This is a genomic window from Nocardioides sp. LMS-CY, assembly GCF_018732145.1.
GTDB lineage: Bacteria > Actinomycetota > Actinomycetes > Propionibacteriales > Nocardioidaceae > Nocardioides > Nocardioides soli.
The window spans coordinates 4,576,036-4,590,340 of the sequence record NZ_CP076104.1; the positions used below are offsets into that span (position 1 = coordinate 4,576,036).

General features: G+C 68.0%; 26 protein-coding genes. 1 reads left to right on the top strand and 25 read right to left on the bottom strand.

The genetic code is table 11. From position 1 onward, the window contains the following. Window positions 1-30: 30 nt before the first annotated feature. The 4 genes from rpsK to infA all read right to left on the bottom strand — a co-directional run bounded on the left by rpsK (window position 31) and on the right by infA (window position 1,546). A complete protein-coding gene (rpsK, locus tag KM427_RS21615) occupies window positions 31-438 on the bottom strand; it encodes a 30S ribosomal protein S11 (protein WP_028644819.1) in 408 nt (135 codons plus the stop codon). Between the two features lie 68 nt (window positions 439-506). After that, window positions 507-881, bottom strand: a complete 375-nt coding sequence (rpsM, locus tag KM427_RS21620) for a 30S ribosomal protein S13 (protein ID WP_183591858.1) — start codon at window positions 879-881, stop codon at window positions 507-509. A gap of 273 nt (window positions 882-1,154) precedes the next feature. Further along, entirely contained in the window at window positions 1,155-1,268 is a 114-nt protein-coding gene (rpmJ, locus tag KM427_RS21625; protein WP_011757308.1) for a 50S ribosomal protein L36, read from the bottom strand. 56 nt (window positions 1,269-1,324) lie between these two features. Then, the gene (infA, locus tag KM427_RS21630; protein WP_011757309.1) at window positions 1,325-1,546 is read right to left on the bottom strand and encodes a translation initiation factor IF-1; all 222 of its coding nucleotides are present in this window, start codon (window positions 1,544-1,546) and stop codon (window positions 1,325-1,327) included. 532 nt (window positions 1,547-2,078) lie between these two features. On the opposite strand from infA, the gene KM427_RS21635 reads away from it, so the two are divergent. Next, complete coding sequence (locus KM427_RS21635) at window positions 2,079-2,240, top strand: sigma factor (protein ID WP_215525268.1); 162 nt, start codon at window positions 2,079-2,081, stop codon at window positions 2,238-2,240. A gap of 85 nt (window positions 2,241-2,325) precedes the next feature. Here KM427_RS21635 and KM427_RS21640 read toward each other — a convergent pair whose 3' ends face one another. The 21 genes from KM427_RS21640 to rpsS all read right to left on the bottom strand — a co-directional run bounded on the left by KM427_RS21640 (window position 2,326) and on the right by rpsS (window position 14,302). Further along, window positions 2,326-3,372, bottom strand: a complete 1,047-nt coding sequence (locus tag KM427_RS21640) for an LLM class flavin-dependent oxidoreductase (protein ID WP_252274742.1) — start codon at window positions 3,370-3,372, stop codon at window positions 2,326-2,328. A 28-nt stretch (window positions 3,373-3,400) separates the two neighbouring features. Further along, complete coding sequence (locus tag KM427_RS21645; protein WP_252274744.1) at window positions 3,401-4,432, bottom strand: TerC family protein; 1,032 nt, start codon at window positions 4,430-4,432, stop codon at window positions 3,401-3,403. A 168-nt stretch (window positions 4,433-4,600) separates the two neighbouring features. Next, window positions 4,601-5,419 carry a type I methionyl aminopeptidase gene (map, locus tag KM427_RS21650; RefSeq protein ID WP_502887141.1) on the bottom strand — a complete coding sequence of 273 codons (819 nt, stop codon included), beginning with the start codon at window positions 5,417-5,419 and terminating at the stop codon, window positions 4,601-4,603. 14 nt (window positions 5,420-5,433) lie between these two features. Next, complete coding sequence (locus KM427_RS21655) at window positions 5,434-6,009, bottom strand: adenylate kinase (RefSeq protein ID WP_183591861.1); 576 nt, start codon at window positions 6,007-6,009, stop codon at window positions 5,434-5,436. Then, window positions 6,010-7,323, bottom strand: coding sequence for a preprotein translocase subunit SecY (secY, locus tag KM427_RS21660; protein WP_183592263.1), 1,314 nt, complete (start codon window positions 7,321-7,323; stop codon window positions 6,010-6,012). Window positions 7,324-7,507: 184 nt separating this feature from the next. Next, a complete protein-coding gene (gene rplO, locus KM427_RS21665) occupies window positions 7,508-7,948 on the bottom strand; it encodes a 50S ribosomal protein L15 (protein WP_183591862.1) in 441 nt (146 codons plus the stop codon). A 1-nt stretch (window position 7,949) separates the two neighbouring features. Beyond that, entirely contained in the window at window positions 7,950-8,132 is a 183-nt protein-coding gene (gene rpmD, locus KM427_RS21670; protein ID WP_165228353.1) for a 50S ribosomal protein L30, read from the bottom strand. Continuing rightward, window positions 8,132-8,749, bottom strand: coding sequence for a 30S ribosomal protein S5 (gene rpsE, locus KM427_RS21675; RefSeq protein WP_183591863.1), 618 nt, complete (start codon window positions 8,747-8,749; stop codon window positions 8,132-8,134). Before rpsE ends, rpmD begins: the two co-directional genes overlap by 1 nt. Window positions 8,750-8,782: 33 nt before the next feature. Beyond that, complete coding sequence (gene rplR, locus KM427_RS21680) at window positions 8,783-9,166, bottom strand: 50S ribosomal protein L18 (RefSeq protein WP_183591864.1); 384 nt, start codon at window positions 9,164-9,166, stop codon at window positions 8,783-8,785. 2 nt (window positions 9,167-9,168) lie between these two features. Then, window positions 9,169-9,708 (bottom strand): 50S ribosomal protein L6, encoded by a 540-nt coding sequence (gene rplF, locus KM427_RS21685; RefSeq protein ID WP_183591865.1) that lies wholly within the window; start codon window positions 9,706-9,708, stop codon window positions 9,169-9,171. Window positions 9,709-9,737: 29 nt separating this feature from the next. Next, window positions 9,738-10,145, bottom strand: a complete 408-nt coding sequence (rpsH, locus tag KM427_RS21690; protein ID WP_183591866.1) for a 30S ribosomal protein S8 — start codon at window positions 10,143-10,145, stop codon at window positions 9,738-9,740. Between the two features lie 82 nt (window positions 10,146-10,227). After that, complete coding sequence (locus tag KM427_RS21695; RefSeq protein WP_011757321.1) at window positions 10,228-10,413, bottom strand: type Z 30S ribosomal protein S14; 186 nt, start codon at window positions 10,411-10,413, stop codon at window positions 10,228-10,230. Between the two features lies 1 nt (window position 10,414). Beyond that, window positions 10,415-11,005 carry a 50S ribosomal protein L5 gene (gene rplE / locus KM427_RS21700; protein ID WP_183591868.1) on the bottom strand — a complete coding sequence of 197 codons (591 nt, stop codon included), beginning with the start codon at window positions 11,003-11,005 and terminating at the stop codon, window positions 10,415-10,417. Beyond that, window positions 11,005-11,370, bottom strand: coding sequence for a 50S ribosomal protein L24 (gene rplX / locus KM427_RS21705; protein WP_215525270.1), 366 nt, complete (start codon window positions 11,368-11,370; stop codon window positions 11,005-11,007). The genes rplE and rplX overlap by 1 nt, the downstream gene beginning before the upstream one ends. 3 nt (window positions 11,371-11,373) lie before the next feature. Continuing rightward, on the bottom strand, window positions 11,374-11,742 hold the full coding sequence (rplN, locus tag KM427_RS21710; RefSeq protein WP_157341741.1) for a 50S ribosomal protein L14: 369 nt from the start codon (window positions 11,740-11,742) through the stop codon (window positions 11,374-11,376). Window positions 11,743-11,810: 68 nt separating this feature from the next. Beyond that, entirely contained in the window at window positions 11,811-12,092 is a 282-nt protein-coding gene (rpsQ, locus tag KM427_RS21715) for a 30S ribosomal protein S17 (protein WP_183591869.1), read from the bottom strand. Then, entirely contained in the window at window positions 12,089-12,328 is a 240-nt protein-coding gene (gene rpmC, locus KM427_RS21720; RefSeq protein ID WP_183591870.1) for a 50S ribosomal protein L29, read from the bottom strand. The genes rpsQ and rpmC overlap by 4 nt, the downstream gene beginning before the upstream one ends. Further along, window positions 12,328-12,747 (bottom strand): 50S ribosomal protein L16, encoded by a 420-nt coding sequence (gene rplP, locus KM427_RS21725; RefSeq protein WP_183591871.1) that lies wholly within the window; start codon window positions 12,745-12,747, stop codon window positions 12,328-12,330. Before rplP ends, rpmC begins: the two co-directional genes overlap by 1 nt. A gap of 3 nt (window positions 12,748-12,750) precedes the next feature. Next, window positions 12,751-13,587, bottom strand: coding sequence for a 30S ribosomal protein S3 (rpsC, locus tag KM427_RS21730; RefSeq protein WP_183591872.1), 837 nt, complete (start codon window positions 13,585-13,587; stop codon window positions 12,751-12,753). Next, window positions 13,587-14,024, bottom strand: a complete 438-nt coding sequence (gene rplV, locus KM427_RS21735; RefSeq protein ID WP_183591873.1) for a 50S ribosomal protein L22 — start codon at window positions 14,022-14,024, stop codon at window positions 13,587-13,589. Before rplV ends, rpsC begins: the two co-directional genes overlap by 1 nt. Next, the gene (gene rpsS, locus KM427_RS21740; protein ID WP_183591874.1) at window positions 14,021-14,302 is read right to left on the bottom strand and encodes a 30S ribosomal protein S19; all 282 of its coding nucleotides are present in this window, start codon (window positions 14,300-14,302) and stop codon (window positions 14,021-14,023) included. The genes rplV and rpsS overlap by 4 nt, the downstream gene beginning before the upstream one ends. Window positions 14,303-14,305: the final 3 nt, after the last annotated feature.

A 14,305-nucleotide genomic window follows, 5' to 3' on the forward strand; every position in this document is an offset into this window, starting at 1 on the left:
GAGCAGGCGCGCTGGCGCCGTCTCGAAACCTCAGACGCGGCGGCGCTTCGGCGGCCGGCAGCCGTTGTGGGGCGTGGGCGTGACGTCCTGGATGGTGCCGACCTCGAGGCCGATCGCACCCAGCGAACGGATCGCCGTCTCGCGGCCCGAGCCCGGGCCCTTCACGAAGACGTCGATCTTCTTCATGCCGTGCTCCATCGCGCGGCGACCGGCGGCCTCGGCGGCCATCTGCGCGGCGAACGGGGTGGACTTGCGCGAGCCCTTGAAGCCGACGGTGCCGGCCGAGGCCCACGAGATCACCGCACCGGTCGGGTCGGTGATCGTGACGATCGTGTTGTTGAACGTGCTCTTGATGTGGGCCTCGCCCACGGCGACGTTCTTCTTCTCCTTGCGGCGCACCTTCTTGGCGCCGGCCGCGGTGCGGCTCTTGGGAGGCATGCAGTAACTCCTGAGGTTTCTGGTCTGGAAGCTCTGTGAACGACGAGGATCAGCGCGTCAGCGCCGGATCACTTCGCCTTCTTCTTGCCGGCAACCGTGCGCTTCGGACCCTTGCGGGTGCGGGCGTTGGTCTTGGTGCGCTGACCGCGGACCGGGAGGCCCTGACGGTGACGGCGACCCTGGTAGCTGCCGATCTCGATCTTGCGACGGATATCGGCCTGGACCTCGCGACGGAGGTCACCCTCGATCTTGAAGTTGGCTTCGATCTCGTCACGGAGCTTGACCAGCTCCTCATCGCCGAGCTCGTGGACGCGCAGGTCGGGGTTGACCCCGGTGGCGGCCAGGAGCTGCTGGGCGCGGGTACGGCCGATGCCGTAGATGTAGGTGAGTGCGACCTCGATGCGCTTGTCGCGCGGGAGGTCCACACCAACGAGGCGTGCCATGTGGTGGCCTTTCGGGTTGCGCGGTGGTGTCAGTCGTGACGCGCCGGCGTCCGCCTCGGACGACGCTCCGGCCACTGCTCCGGAGGTGGTTCGCGATCTCGGTGGTCGAGCCTGTCGAGACCGCTAAGCGATCACGTTTGGTTTTCAGTTGTGGTCGGGCCCGTCTTCCGTCTTGCGGGACTTCGACGCGCCCGTTCCGGCCTCGCAAGCTCGGCCGGAGGGCTTGCTCAATCTGCGGCTGAGACGCCTCGCGCTCCTTCGTCGCGCGTGGCTTCAGCCTTGACGCTGCTTGTGACGCGGGTTCTCGCAGATGACCATGACGCGTCCGTGGCGACGGATCACCTTGCACTTGTCACAGATCGGCTTGACGCTCGGCTTGACCTTCACTGTCAGGCCCTTTCCGGTATCGGCTGACTATTTCGACGGCGAGCTCGCGAGCTCGCTCACTTGTACCGGTAGACGATCCGACCCCGCGTGAGGTCGTACGGCGAGAGCTCCACCACGACCCGGTCCTCGGGGAGGATCCGGATGTAGTGCTGGCGCATCTTGCCGCTGATGTGGGCGAGAACCTTGTGACCGTTGCTCAGCTCCACGCGGAACATCGCGTTCGGAAGGGCCTCCACGACGGTGCCCTCGATCTCGATCACGCCTTCTTTCTTCGGCATGTCCTCCACAATCTGTTGATCTGGTGTCTACCGTGACCCGGGAACCGCCCGCCCGCCCCGTGACGCAAGGGGTGGGCGGTGGACCTCGTAGAGCCGCTCGGGGGACCTCATCCCGGGCACAGGGGTGAGCCACTCGAGGAGTGATCCACTCAGGTGATCCGGGCAGCCGCGAGGCACCACGAAACAGACCCACGTTGGGCCGACGCACCAGTCTAGTCGGAACCGGCGCGGAAACACGAATTTCACCGGCCGCTCCGTCTCGAGCTTGCTCGAGACGGAGCGATCAGCCGGGGAGGTTGAGGAGTGTCGGTTGGGACACGAGCGCCAGCGAGTGGCCCAACGACACGTCTCGAAACCCAATGCCGGCCGCTCCGTCTCGAGCTTGCTCGAGACGGAGCGATCAGCCGGGGAGGTTGAGGAGTGTCGGTTGGGACACGAGCGCCAGCGAGTGGCCCAACGACACGTCTCGAAACCCAATGCCGATGTGGCACCGTTGCTCCCCCCGGGCATTACCTGTCATGAGGATGCTGCGGTGAGCGAGACCGAGGCCCGGGACCGCCTGGCGGCCGTGTACGACGAGTGCGCACCGCGGGTCTACGCCTACGCCGTGCGCCACTGCGGGCCCACGGAGGCCGACGACGTGGTGGCCGAGACGTTCGCGATCGCCTGGCGCCGCCTCGAGGCGGTGATCTGACCCTGCCGGTCGAACTCCTCGCCGCCGCCGGCACCGTCCTCCGCACCGTCGACGACCTCTACTCCTGACCTACTCCTGACCCGCGTCAGCCGGCCAGCAGCTCCAGCGTGCGCTCGCGCGCGGGGCTGCGGCCGGCCTCGGTACCGGTGAAGGCACCCGCGACCGGGTGCACCATCACCTCGTCGACGGCGTACGTCGTGGCGAGCTCCTCGATCCGGGCCCGCGCGGTGTCGGGGGTCCCGATGATCCAGCGCCGCGCCATCGCGTCCATCAGGTCCAGGTGCGCGGGCGGCAGCTCGACCTTCTCGGCCTCCTCGACCAGCCGCTGCGGCCGGAGCTCGCCGCCGGTGCGCAGCGCCAGCATCGCCTGGAGCTGCGGCAGCGCCAGCCGGCGGGCCTCCTCGTCGGTCTCGGCCACGACCGCGTTGACGGTCAGGAAGGTCCTCGGCTCGGCGAGTTCGGGCGAGGGCCGGAACCCGTCGCGGTAGAGCGCGAGCGCCTCGGCGGTGCCGCTGCCGGAGAAGTGGTGCGCGAAGACGTAGGGCATCCCCTTCTCGGCCGCCAGCCGGGCCGAGTAGTCCGAGGAGCCGAGCAGCCAGATCGTCGGCACGCTGCGGGCCAGCGGGGTGGCCTTCAGCGGGTAGGTGCGGCCCTGGATGCCGAGGCCGACGCCGGCGGGCTCCATCATCGCGAGCACGTTGTCGACGTACTCGGGGAACCGGGAGACCGCCTCGTCACTGACTCCTCCGCCCCCGTGCCGCAGGGCGTACGACGTGACCGGGTCGCTGCCCGGCGCCCGTCCGATGCCGAGGTCGATGCGACCGGGGAAGGCGGCCTCGAGGAGGGCGAACTGCTCGGCGACGACGAGCGGTGCGTGGTTGGGCAGCATCACCCCGCCCGAGCCCACCCGGATCCGCTCCGTGGCCCCGGCGACCAGACCGATCAGCACCGGCGGGTTGGTCGCCGCCACCGCGGGCATGTTGTGGTGCTCGGCCAGCCAGTAGCGCTCGTAGCCGCGCGCGTCGGCGACCCGCGCGAGCGCCAGCGAGGCCGCGACCGCGTCCGGCGTCGCCTGGTCGGTGCGCACCGGCACCAGGTCGAGGACCGACAGGGACAGGTCACGGGTGCTCACCTCGGGGCAACCCGCGCGCCGGGGCCGGCTATTCCGTGCCGTCTGCGCCGGGCGCCCGCAGGTTGCCCGTGTGCTCCTCGATCTCCGGCTCCGACATCCGCCGCGAGGCCATGATGCTGGCGACGCCGGTGACCACCAGGGTCACCACGATCACGCCCAGGCTGAAGAGCGAGGAGATGTCCGGCACCGAGACGTGCTCGCCGTCGTTGATGAACGGCAGCTCGTTCTCGTGCAGCGCGTGCAGGACGAGCTTGATCCCGATGAAGGCCAGGATGAACGCCAGGCCCAGCGAGAGGTAGACCAGCTTCTTGAGCAGGCCACCGAGCAGGAAGTAGAGCTGGCGCAGCCCCATCAGGGCGAAGACGTTCGCGGTGAAGACCAGGTACGGCTCCTGGGTGATGCCGAAGATCGCCGGGATCGAGTCGAGCGCGAAGAGCAGGTCGGTGGTGCCCAGCGCGATGATCACGATCAGCATCGGCGAGACCAGGCGCGCGCCGTTCTTGCGGTACCAGAGCTTGAGGCCGTGGTACTCGTCGCCCACGTTGAGGTGGGTCTGGGCGAACCGGACGATCCGGTTCTCCTCCGGGTGCTCGTCCTCGTGGCTCCGATAGCTCTTGACCAGGCCGTACGCCGTGTAGACCAGGAACGCGCCGAAGATGTAGAAGACCCAGCTGAAGTTGTTGATCAGCTGGTAGCCGAGCGCGATGAAGATGCCGCGGAAGACCAGCGCCAGGATGATGCCGACCATCAGCGCTTCCTGCTGGTATTCGCGTGGCACCCGAAGCGCCGCCATCAGGATGATGAAGACGAAGAGGTTGTCGATCGACAGCGAGTACTCCGTCAGCCAGCCGGTGTAGAACTCGATGCCCATGTCGTGGCCATGGGAGATCCAGATCCAGGCGCCGAAGGCGACCGCCGCGCCGATGTAGACGCTCAGTGCGATCGCGCACTCACGGAAGGACGGCTCGTGCGGGTTGCGCGCGATGACGATGACGTCGAACAACAGCACCGCGCACGTGGCGATGATGGTGATGGCCCACTCGAGGGTCGTGATCTCCAACGAAGGCTCCTGCAGGTCGGGGGACGGGAAACCGTCAGAGGTCTCTCCCACCATCGCGGCGGCCCACGGGCCCGGAGGCGGTCACCGCCTCGTGCTGACGAACCCGCAGCGAAGGGATACTCCCCACTGCGCGGCCAATCCTGTCACATGGAGGGCGAGTACCCGGACTCAGCGTCCGCCGAACCTGACCCCGAGCGCGGTCAGCGCGGCCTCGCCGCCGTCGAGGGCGGTGAGCACCCACGTGCCCGTGGCGGTCAGCGTGAACGTGTGCTCGAAATGCGCCGCCCGGCTGCCGTCGGCCGTGACGGCGGTCCAGTCGTCGGCGAGCAGGTCGGTCTCGGCGGTGCCGAGGGTGACCATCGGCTCGACGGCCAGCGCGAGGCCCTCGACCAGACGGGGGCCCTTGCCCGCGCGACCGTAGTTGGGCACGTCGGGCGGCTGGTGCATCGCGGACCCGATGCCATGGCCGGTGTAGTCCTCGACGATGCCGTAGCGGCCCTGCGAGCGCACGTGCCGCTCGATGGCGTGCGAGATGTCGGTGACGCGGCCGCCCAGGTGGGCGGCCGCGATCCCCCGCCACATCGACTCCTCGGTGACCCGCAGCAGCTCGGTCAGCTCGGGGGTCACCTCGCCGACCGGCACCGTGATCGCGGCGTCGCCGTGCCACCCGTCGACGATGGCGCCGCAGTCGATCGAGATGACGTCACCGTCAGCGAGCACCCGCTCGCCGGGGATGCCGTGCACGATCTCGTCGTTGACCGACGCGCAGATCGAGGCCGGGAAGCCGTGGTAGCCGAGGAACGACGGGCTCGCGCCCGCCGAACGGATGCTGTCCTCGGCGATGCCGTCGAGCTCCCCGGTGGAGACGCCCGCCCGCACGTGGCCGCGCAGCAGCTCGAGCGTGCGGCCGACCACGAGGCCGGCCCGGCGCATGCCGTCGATCTGCTCCGGCGTCTTGATCTCGACGCCGCGGTCCCGCAGGCCCATCAGATGCCCCGGGGTCAGCTTTCGGGGACGACGTCGAGTGCGGTGAAGATCCGCTGCGTGACCTCGTCGACCTCACCGAGGCCGTCGATCTCGTGCACGATGCCGCGGGCCTTGTAGACCTCGATCAGCGGGGCGGTCTGCTCGAGGTAGACCTGCTGACGACGCCGGATCACGTCCTCGGTGTCGTCGGCACGGCCCTCGACCTGGGCGCGCTGGAGCAGGCGGGAGACGATCTCGTCCTGGTCCACCGTCAGGCACACGACCGCGTCGAGGCGGTGCCCGGTGAACTTGATCATCCCGTCGAGCTCCTCGACCTGGGCGAGCGTGCGCGGGTAGCCGTCGAGCAGGAACCCGGAGACGGCGTCGGCGTCGTCGATCCGGTTGCGGACCATCAGGTTGGTCACCTCGTCGGGGACGTACTCCCCGGCGTCCATGTACCGCTTCGCCTCGATGCCGAGCTCGGTGCCCTCGGAGACGTTGGCGCGGAAGATGTCTCCGGTCGAGATCGCGGGGATCTTGAAGTGCTCGGCGATGAATCGGGCCTGGGTGCCCTTCCCAGCGCCCGGGGGCCCCATGATGATCAGCCTCATTTAGCGGAGGAACCCTTCGTAGTTGCGCTGCTGGAGCTGGCTCTCGATCTGCTTCACGGTGTCGAGGGCGACGCCGACCATGATCAGGATGCTGGTGCCACCGAACGGGAAGTTCTGGTTGGCCTCGATCATGGCGAACGCGATCAGCGGGATCAGGGAGATCAGGCCCAGGTAGAGCGCTCCGGGCAGCGTGATGCGGGACAGGACGTAGGAGAGGTACTCCTCGGTCGGCTTGCCCGCCCGGATCCCGGGGATGAAGCCGCCGTACTTCTTCATGTTGTCTGCGACCTCCTGCGGGTTGAAGGTGATCGAGACGTAGAAGTAGGTGAAGAACACGATGAGCAGGAAGAACACGATCATGTAGATCGGGTGGTCGCCGCGGACCAGGTGGGCGTTGACCCAGTCCAGGACCGCCGAACTGGAGTTCTGGTTGAACTGCACGATCATCGCCGGCAGGTAGAGCAGCGACGAGGCGAAGATGACCGGGATGACGCCGGCCTGGTTCACCTTGAGGGGGATGTACGTCGAGCTGCCGCCGAACATCTTCCGGCCGACCATCCGGCGGGCGTACTGCACCGGGATCCGGCGCTGCGCCTGCTCGACGAAGGTGACCGCCGCGACGACGATGAGGCCGATGATCATCACGACGCCGAAGACCCACCAGCCCTTGGACTGCTGGACCGCCCACATCGACGACGGGAACCCGGCGATGATCTGGGTGAAGATCAGCAGCGACATGCCGTTGCCGACGCCGCGCTCGGTGATCAGCTCGCCGAGCCACATGATGATGGCGGTGCCGGCGGTCATGGTCACGACCATCACCAGGAAGGTGGCGGTGCCGTCGTCGTGCAGCAGCGGGTAGACCGTCGGGTCACAGCCCTGCAGCAGGTTGCCCGACCGGGCCAGCGCGACGATGCCGGTGGCCTGCAGGACCGCGAGGCCGAGCGTGAGGTACCGGGTGTACTGCGTGATCTTGGTCTGGCCGGACTGACCCTCCTTCTTGAGGGCCTCGAGCCGCGGGATCACCACGACGAGCAGCTGCAGGATGATGCTCGCGGTGATGTAGGGCATGATGCCCAGCGCGAAGACCGTCAGCTGGAGCAGCGCCCCGCCGGAGAACAGGTTCACCAGGTTGTAGAGCCCGGCACTGTCGCCCTCTTGAGCGATGTCCACACAGGCCTGGACGTTGCCGACGTCCACACCCGGCGTCGGGATCTGGGAACCCAACCGGAAGACCGCGATGATCATCAGGACGAACAGCAGCTTGCGCCGCAGGTCCGGGGTCCGGAAAGCGTTCGCGAACGCGATCAGCACGACATCCTCTTTCTCCAAGCACGAAGCGGCCCAGGCGATCGCACCGCGAGGACCCGGGGCAGCCTAACAGGCGGCTGGACACCGCTCGGCCGTACGTCTGAATACACCTCGGCAGACACATCGGGCGCGGACGGTCCTGCGAGGTGCAGGACCGCCGCGCCCATAATGCTGGTGGTCAAACCGATCAGACGACGGTCGCCGAGCCGCCGGCCGCCTCGATCTTCTCCTTCGCCGACCCAGAGAACGCGTTGGCGCTCACCTGGACGGCGACGGACAGCTTGCCCTGGCCGAGGACCTTGACGGGGTGACCGTCGCGGACCGCGCCCTTGGCCACGAGGTCGTCGACACCGATGGCGCCGCCCTCGGGGAAGAGCTCGTTGATCCGGCCGAGGTTGACGACCTGGAACTCCACCTTGAAGGGGTTCTTGAAGCCCTTGAGCTTCGGCAGCCGCATGTGGATCGGCATCTGGCCACCCTCGAAGGCGACCGGGACCTGGTAGCGAGCCTTGGTGCCCTTGGTACCGCGGCCCGCGGTCTTGCCCTTGGAGGCCTCACCGCGACCCACCCGGGTCTTGGCGGTCTTGGCACCCGGGGCAGGACGCAGGTGGTGCAGCTTGAGCGTCATGTCAGTCGACCTCCTCGACCGTCACCAGGTGACGGACGGTGTGGACCATGCCACGGATCTCCGGGCGGTCCTCCTTGACGACCACGTCGCCGATCCGCTTGAGACCGAGCGTGCGCAGGGTCTCGCGCTGGTTGGCCTTGCAGCCGATCGTGGACTTCTTCTGCTGGACCTTCAGCTGCGCCATCAGGAGGTCACCTCCTCCGAGACCCCCGCCGGAACCTCGACCCGGGCCTTCAGCAGCGCCGCCGGGGTGACCTGCTCGACCGGCAGGCCACGACGAGCGGCCACGGCCTCCGGCTGCTCGAGCATCCGCAGGGCCTCGACCGTCGCGTGCACGATGTTGATCTGGTTCGACGAGCCGAGCGACTTGCTCAGCACGTCGTGGATGCCGGCGCACTCCAGCACCGCACGCACCGGGCCACCGGCGATGACGCCGGTACCGGGCGCGGCCGGACGCAGGAGGACGACGCCGGCGGCCTTCTCACCCTGCACCGGGTGCGGGATGGTGCCCTGGATGCGGGGGACGCGGAAGAAGTGCTTCTTCGCCTCCTCGACACCCTTGGCGATCGCGGCCGGGACCTCCTTGGCCTTGCCGTAGCCGACACCGACCAGGCCGTCGCCGTCGCCGACGACCACGAGGGCGGTGAAGCTGAAGCGACGACCACCCTTCACGACCTTGGCGACACGGTTGATCGCGACGACGCGCTCGATGTAGGCGGTCTTGTCAGCGCCCTGGCCGCGACGGTCGTCCCGCCCGCCCCGGCGCTCGCCACCGCGCTGTCCGCGCTGGGCTCCGCTCATGAGACTGTTCCTCTTCTCTCTAAGTCTTCGCGATCAGAAGGTCAGGCCGCCGCTGCGGGCGCCGTCGGCCAGGGCCGCGATGCGGCCGTGGTACTTGTTGCCGGCCCGGTCGAACACGACGTCCGAGACGCCGGCCGAGGTGGCCCGCTCGGCGACGAGCTCGCCGACCTTCTTGGCCTTCGCGGTCTTGTCGCCGTCGAAGCCGCGCAGGTCCGCCTCCATGGTGGACGCCGACGCGAGGGTCTTGCCCACCAGGTCGTCGACGACCTGGACGGTGATGTGCTTCGACGAGCGGGTGACCACCAGCCGCGGCCGGTCGGCGGTGCCGTTGACCTTCTTGCGGCCCCGGACCTGGCGACGCAGGCGCGACTTGGTGCGCGCCGCGGTGTGCTTGTTGTTCGAAAGCGAGATCGCCATGGTCACTTACCAGCCTTTCCGACCTTGCGGCGGATGTGCTCACCCGCGTAGCGAACGCCCTTGCCCTTGTACGGCTCGGGCTTGCGCAGCTTGCGGATGTTGGCGGCGACCTCACCGACGAGCTGCTTGTCGATGCCCTGGACGCCGAGCTTGGTCGGGCCCTCCACCGTGAAGGTGATGCCCTCGGGTGCGTTGAAGGTGATCGAGTGCGAGTAGCCGAGCTGGAACTCCAGCTGGGTCGGACCCTTCGACAGGACGCGGTAGCCCACGCCCACGATCTCGAGCTTCTTCTCGTAGCCCTCGGTCACGCCGACGACCATGTTGTTGACCAGAGTCCGGGTCAGGCCGTGCAGGGCCTTGCTGTCCCGGTGGTCGTCAGGCCGCCTGACGTCGAGGACGCCGTCGTTCTTCTCGATGGTGATCGGCGCGGCCACGGTGTGGGTCAGGGTGCCCTTGGGGCCCTTGACGGTCACCAGCGCGCCGTCGATCGCGACGTCCACGCTCGACGGGACCGCGATCGGAAGCTTGCCAATGCGCGACATGCTCTTCTACTCCTTCGCAGTTCTCGTCGTCACCAGACGTAGGCGAGGACTTCCCCACCCACGCCCTTCTGGTTGGCCTGGCGGTCGGTCAGCAGGCCCTGGCTCGTCGAGATGATCGCGACACCCAGGCCGCCGAGCACCTTCGGGAGGCCCGTGTGCTTGGCGTAGACCCGCAGGCCCGGCTTGCTGATCCGGCGGACGCCCGCGATGGAGCGCTCCCGGTTGCGGCCGTACTTGAGGGTGATGGTCAGCGTCTTGCCGACCTCGCCCTCGGCCGGGTCCTTCACGTCGAAGGAGGTGATGTAGCCCTCCTGCCGAAGGATCTCCGCGACGCCGGCCTTCAGCTTGCTGTAGGGCATCGACACCGCGTCGTGGTACGCCTGGTTGGCGTTGCGCAGACGGGTCAGCATGTCTGCGATCGGGTCAGTCATCGTCATGATGGGTTCTTTCTCGCCGTGGTTTCGACCGTGCTCCGCGACTGCAGGGCGGGACGGCCGACCTTCAACGTGCTAGAGGTGATTACCAGGAGGACTTGGTGACGCCGGGCAGCTCGCCGCGGTGCGCCATCTCCCGCAGGCAGATGCGGCACAGGCCGAACTTGCGGTAGACGGCCTTCGGACGGCCGCAGCGCTGGCACCGGGTGTAGCCGCGCACCGCGAACTTCGGCTTGCGAGCGGCCTTGACCTTCAGAGCGGTCTTCGCCATGTCAGTTGCTCTCCTTGAACGGGAATCCGAGCTGCTTGAGCAGCGCGCGACCCTGCTCGTCGTTGGTGGCAGTGGTGACGATCGTGATGTCCATGCCGCGGGACCGGTCGACCTTGTCCTGGTTGATCTCGTGGAACATGACCTGCTCGGTGAGACCGAAGGTGTAGTTGCCACGCCCGTCGAACTGGTTCGGGTTCAGGCCTCGGAAGTCGCGGATCCGGGGCAGCGCCAACGACAGCAGGCGGTCCAGGAACTCCCACATCCGGTCGCCGCGCAGCGTCGCGTGCGCACCGATCGGCATGCCCTCACGCAGCTTGAACTGCGCGATGGACTTGCGGGCCTTGGTCACGAGCGGCTTCTGACCGGTGATCGCGGTGAGGTCGCGCACCGCGCCCTCGATCAGCTTCGAGTCACGGGCCGCCTCGCCGACGCCCATGTTGACCACGATCTTGGTCAGGCCGGGCACCTGCATGACGTTCTGGATCTCGAACTCCGCCTTGAGCGCGGGGAGGATCTCCTCGCGGTAGCGGGTCTTCAGGCGCGGAGGGACCGCAGCCGAGGCCGACGTGGTCTCGTTCAGTGTCTCGGTCATCAGATTTCCTTGCCGGTCTTGCGCGAGATGCGGACGCTGCGCTCGGCCTGGTAGGTCGAGCCGTCCGGCCGACGCTTGGTGACCTCGTCGCGGCGGAAGCCGATCCGGGTGACGCCGTCGCCCTCGACCAGCATCACGTTGGAGACGTGGATCGGGGCCTCGGTGGTGATGATGCCGCCGGTGTTGCCGGCCCGGCCGCCCTGGTTGACGGCCTTGGTGTGCCGCTTGACGCGGTTGACACCCTCGACGATCACCCGCTGCTCCTCACGGAGCACCTGGATGACCTTGCCCTCGGCACCCTTGTCCTTGCCGGCGATCACCTTCACGGTGTCGCCCTTCTTGATGTTCACGCTGTTCTTGCCCATGAGTCAGAGCACCTCCGGTGCCAGCGAGATGATCTTCATGAACTTCTTCTCGCGCAGCTCGCGGCCCACGGGGCCGAAGATGCGGGTGCCTCGCGGCTCGCCGTCCGACTTGAGGATGACGGCGGCGTTCTCGTCGAAGCGGATGTAGGAACCGTCGGGGCGGCGACGCTCCTTGACGGTGCGCACGATCACGGCCTTGACCACGTCACCCTTCTTCACGTTGCCACCGGGGATCGCGTCCTTCACGGTGGCGACGATGACGTCGCCGATGCCGGCGTAGCGGCGACCCGAGCCACCGAGAACACGGATGCAGAGGATCTCCTTCGCACCGGTGTTGTCGGCGACCTTGAGTCGCGACTCCTGCTGAATCATTTCTTCTCCTGGTTGTCGTGCCGGTTCTCATCGCCTCAGCGGGCAGTGAGCCTGGCCGAACGGGTGGATTACTTGGCGCGCTCGAGGATCTCGACGACGCGCCAACGCTTGGTGGCCGACAGCGGACGGGTCTCCATGAGGAGCACGCGGTCGCCGATGCCGCACTCGTTCTTCTCGTCGTGCGCCTTCAGCTTGCTGGTGCGCCGCATGACCTTGCCGTACAGCGCGTGCTTGACGCGGTCCTCGACGGACACGACCACGGTCTTGTCCATCTTGTCGCTGACGACCAGGCCCTCCCGGACCTTGCGGGCATTCCGCTCACCAGCGTTCGCCGGAGCCTGCTCGCTCATGCGTCACCATCCTCGTTGTCCTGACCCGGCGTCGGCCGGATGCCGAGCTCGCGCTCGCGCACCACGGTGTAGATCCGGGCGATGTCCTTCTTGACCGTGCGGAGCCGGCCGTGGCTCTCCAGCTGGCCGGTGGCCGCCTGGAAGCGGAGGTTGAACAGCTCCTCCTTGGCCTCGCGCAGCTTCGACTCGAGGTCCACGGCGTTCAGCTCGTCGAGCTCGTGAGCCTTGGTCGCCATCAGAATTCACCTGCCTCACGGGAGACGAAGCGGCACTTCATCGGGAGCTTGTGCATCGCGCGGCGCATCGCCTCGCGAGCGGTTCCCTCATCCACACCAGAGAGTTCGAACATGACCCGACCCGGCTTCACGTTCGCGACCCACCACTCGGGCGAGCCCTTGCCGGAGCCCATCCGGGTCTCGGCGGGCTTCTTGGTGAGCGGGCGGTCCGGGTAGATGTTGATCCAGACCTTGCCGCCACGCTTGATGTGACGGGTCATCGCGATACGAGCCGACTCGATCTGGCGGTTGGTCACGTAGTGACCCTCGACCGCCTGGATGCCGAAGTCGCCGAAGGCGAGACGGGTGCCGCCCTTGGCCGCACCGGTCCGCTTCGGGTGGTGCTGCTTGCGGTGCTTGACACGACGGGGCATCAACATGGGTCAGCCCTCCTGCGGTGCTGCGTCGTTCGAGGCGGGAGCCGGGGCGGCAGCCTCGGCGGGGGCCTCGGCGGGTGCGCCGCCGGCGCGGTCCGCGCGCGACGGACGGTCGCCGCGCGAGCCCCGGTTCGGACGGTCGCCGCCCCGCGAGGGGCGACCGCTGCGACCGGGGACGCCCGCGCGGGCGGCGGCCTGGGCCTGACGCTCGGCACGGGTGCCGGCGACCTCGCCCTTGTAGATCCAGACCTTGACGCCGATCCGGCCGAAGGTCGTGCGGGCCTCGTAGAAGCCGTAGTCGATGTCGGCACGGAGGGTGTGCAGCGGCACCCGGCCCTCGCGGTAGAACTCGGTGCGCGACATCTCGGCGCCGTTGAGGCGGCCGGAGCACTGGATCCGGATGCCCTTGGCACCGGAGCGCATCGAGGTCTGCATCGCCTTGCGCATGGCGCGCCGGAACTGCACGCGGCCCGACAGCTGCTCGGCCACGCCCTGGGCGACCAGCTGCGCGTCGATCTCGGGGTTCTTGACCTCGAGGATGTTCAGCTGGACCTGCTTGCCGGTGAGCTTCTCGAGCTCGCCGCGGATCCGGTCGGCCTCGGCGCCACGGCGACCGATGACGATGCCCGGACGCGCGGTGTGGATGTCCACCCGGACGCGGTCACGGGTGCGCTCGATCTCGACCTTCGCGATGCCGGCCCGCTCCATGCCCTTGGAGAGCAGCTTGCGGATGGCGACGTCCTCGCCGACGTACGACTTGTACAGCTTGTCGGCGTACCAACGGCTCTTGTGGTCCGTCGAGATGCCCAGACGGAAGCCGTTCGGGTTGATCTTCTGGCCCATCAGGCACTCTTCCTCTTCTTGGCGGTCGCCTTCTGCTCCACCACGTCGGCCGGCTGGACGACCAGGGTGATGTGGCTGGTGCGCTTGTTGATGCGGGTCGCACGACCCTGCGCACGCGGACGCCACCGCTTCATGGTCGGACCCTCGTCGACCTGCGCGATGGAGATGACCAGGTCGTTCGCGTCGAGGCCCTCGGTGGTCTCGGCGTTCGCGACGGCGCTCTCCAGCACCTTCAGGACGGTCTCGGAGGCGGCCTGCGGCGCGAACTGCAGCAGCGACTGCGCGTCCTCGACGGGCAGACCGCGGACCATGTCGACGACACGGCGGGCCTTCATCGGGGTGATCCGCGTGTAGCGGGCGCTGGCGAACGCACCCGGCTGGTCGCCGAGCAGCGACTCGCGGCGCGCGCTGACGCGCTGGCGGTCTCCTGCGCTCATCGCCGGCGTCCCTTCCTGTCTTCCTTGACGTGCCCGCGGTAGGTGCGGGTGGGAGCGAACTCCCCGAGCTTGTGGCCGACCATCGAGTCGGTCACGAACACCGGCACGTGCTTGCGACCGTCGTGGACGGCGATCGTGTGGCCGATCATGTCCGGCACGATCATCGAGCGGCGCGACCAGGTCTTGATGACGTTGTGGGTGCCCTTCTCGTTCTCCGCGTCCACCTTCTTCTGCAGGTGGTCGTCGACGAAGGGGCCCTTCTTCAGGCTGCGAGGCATGTC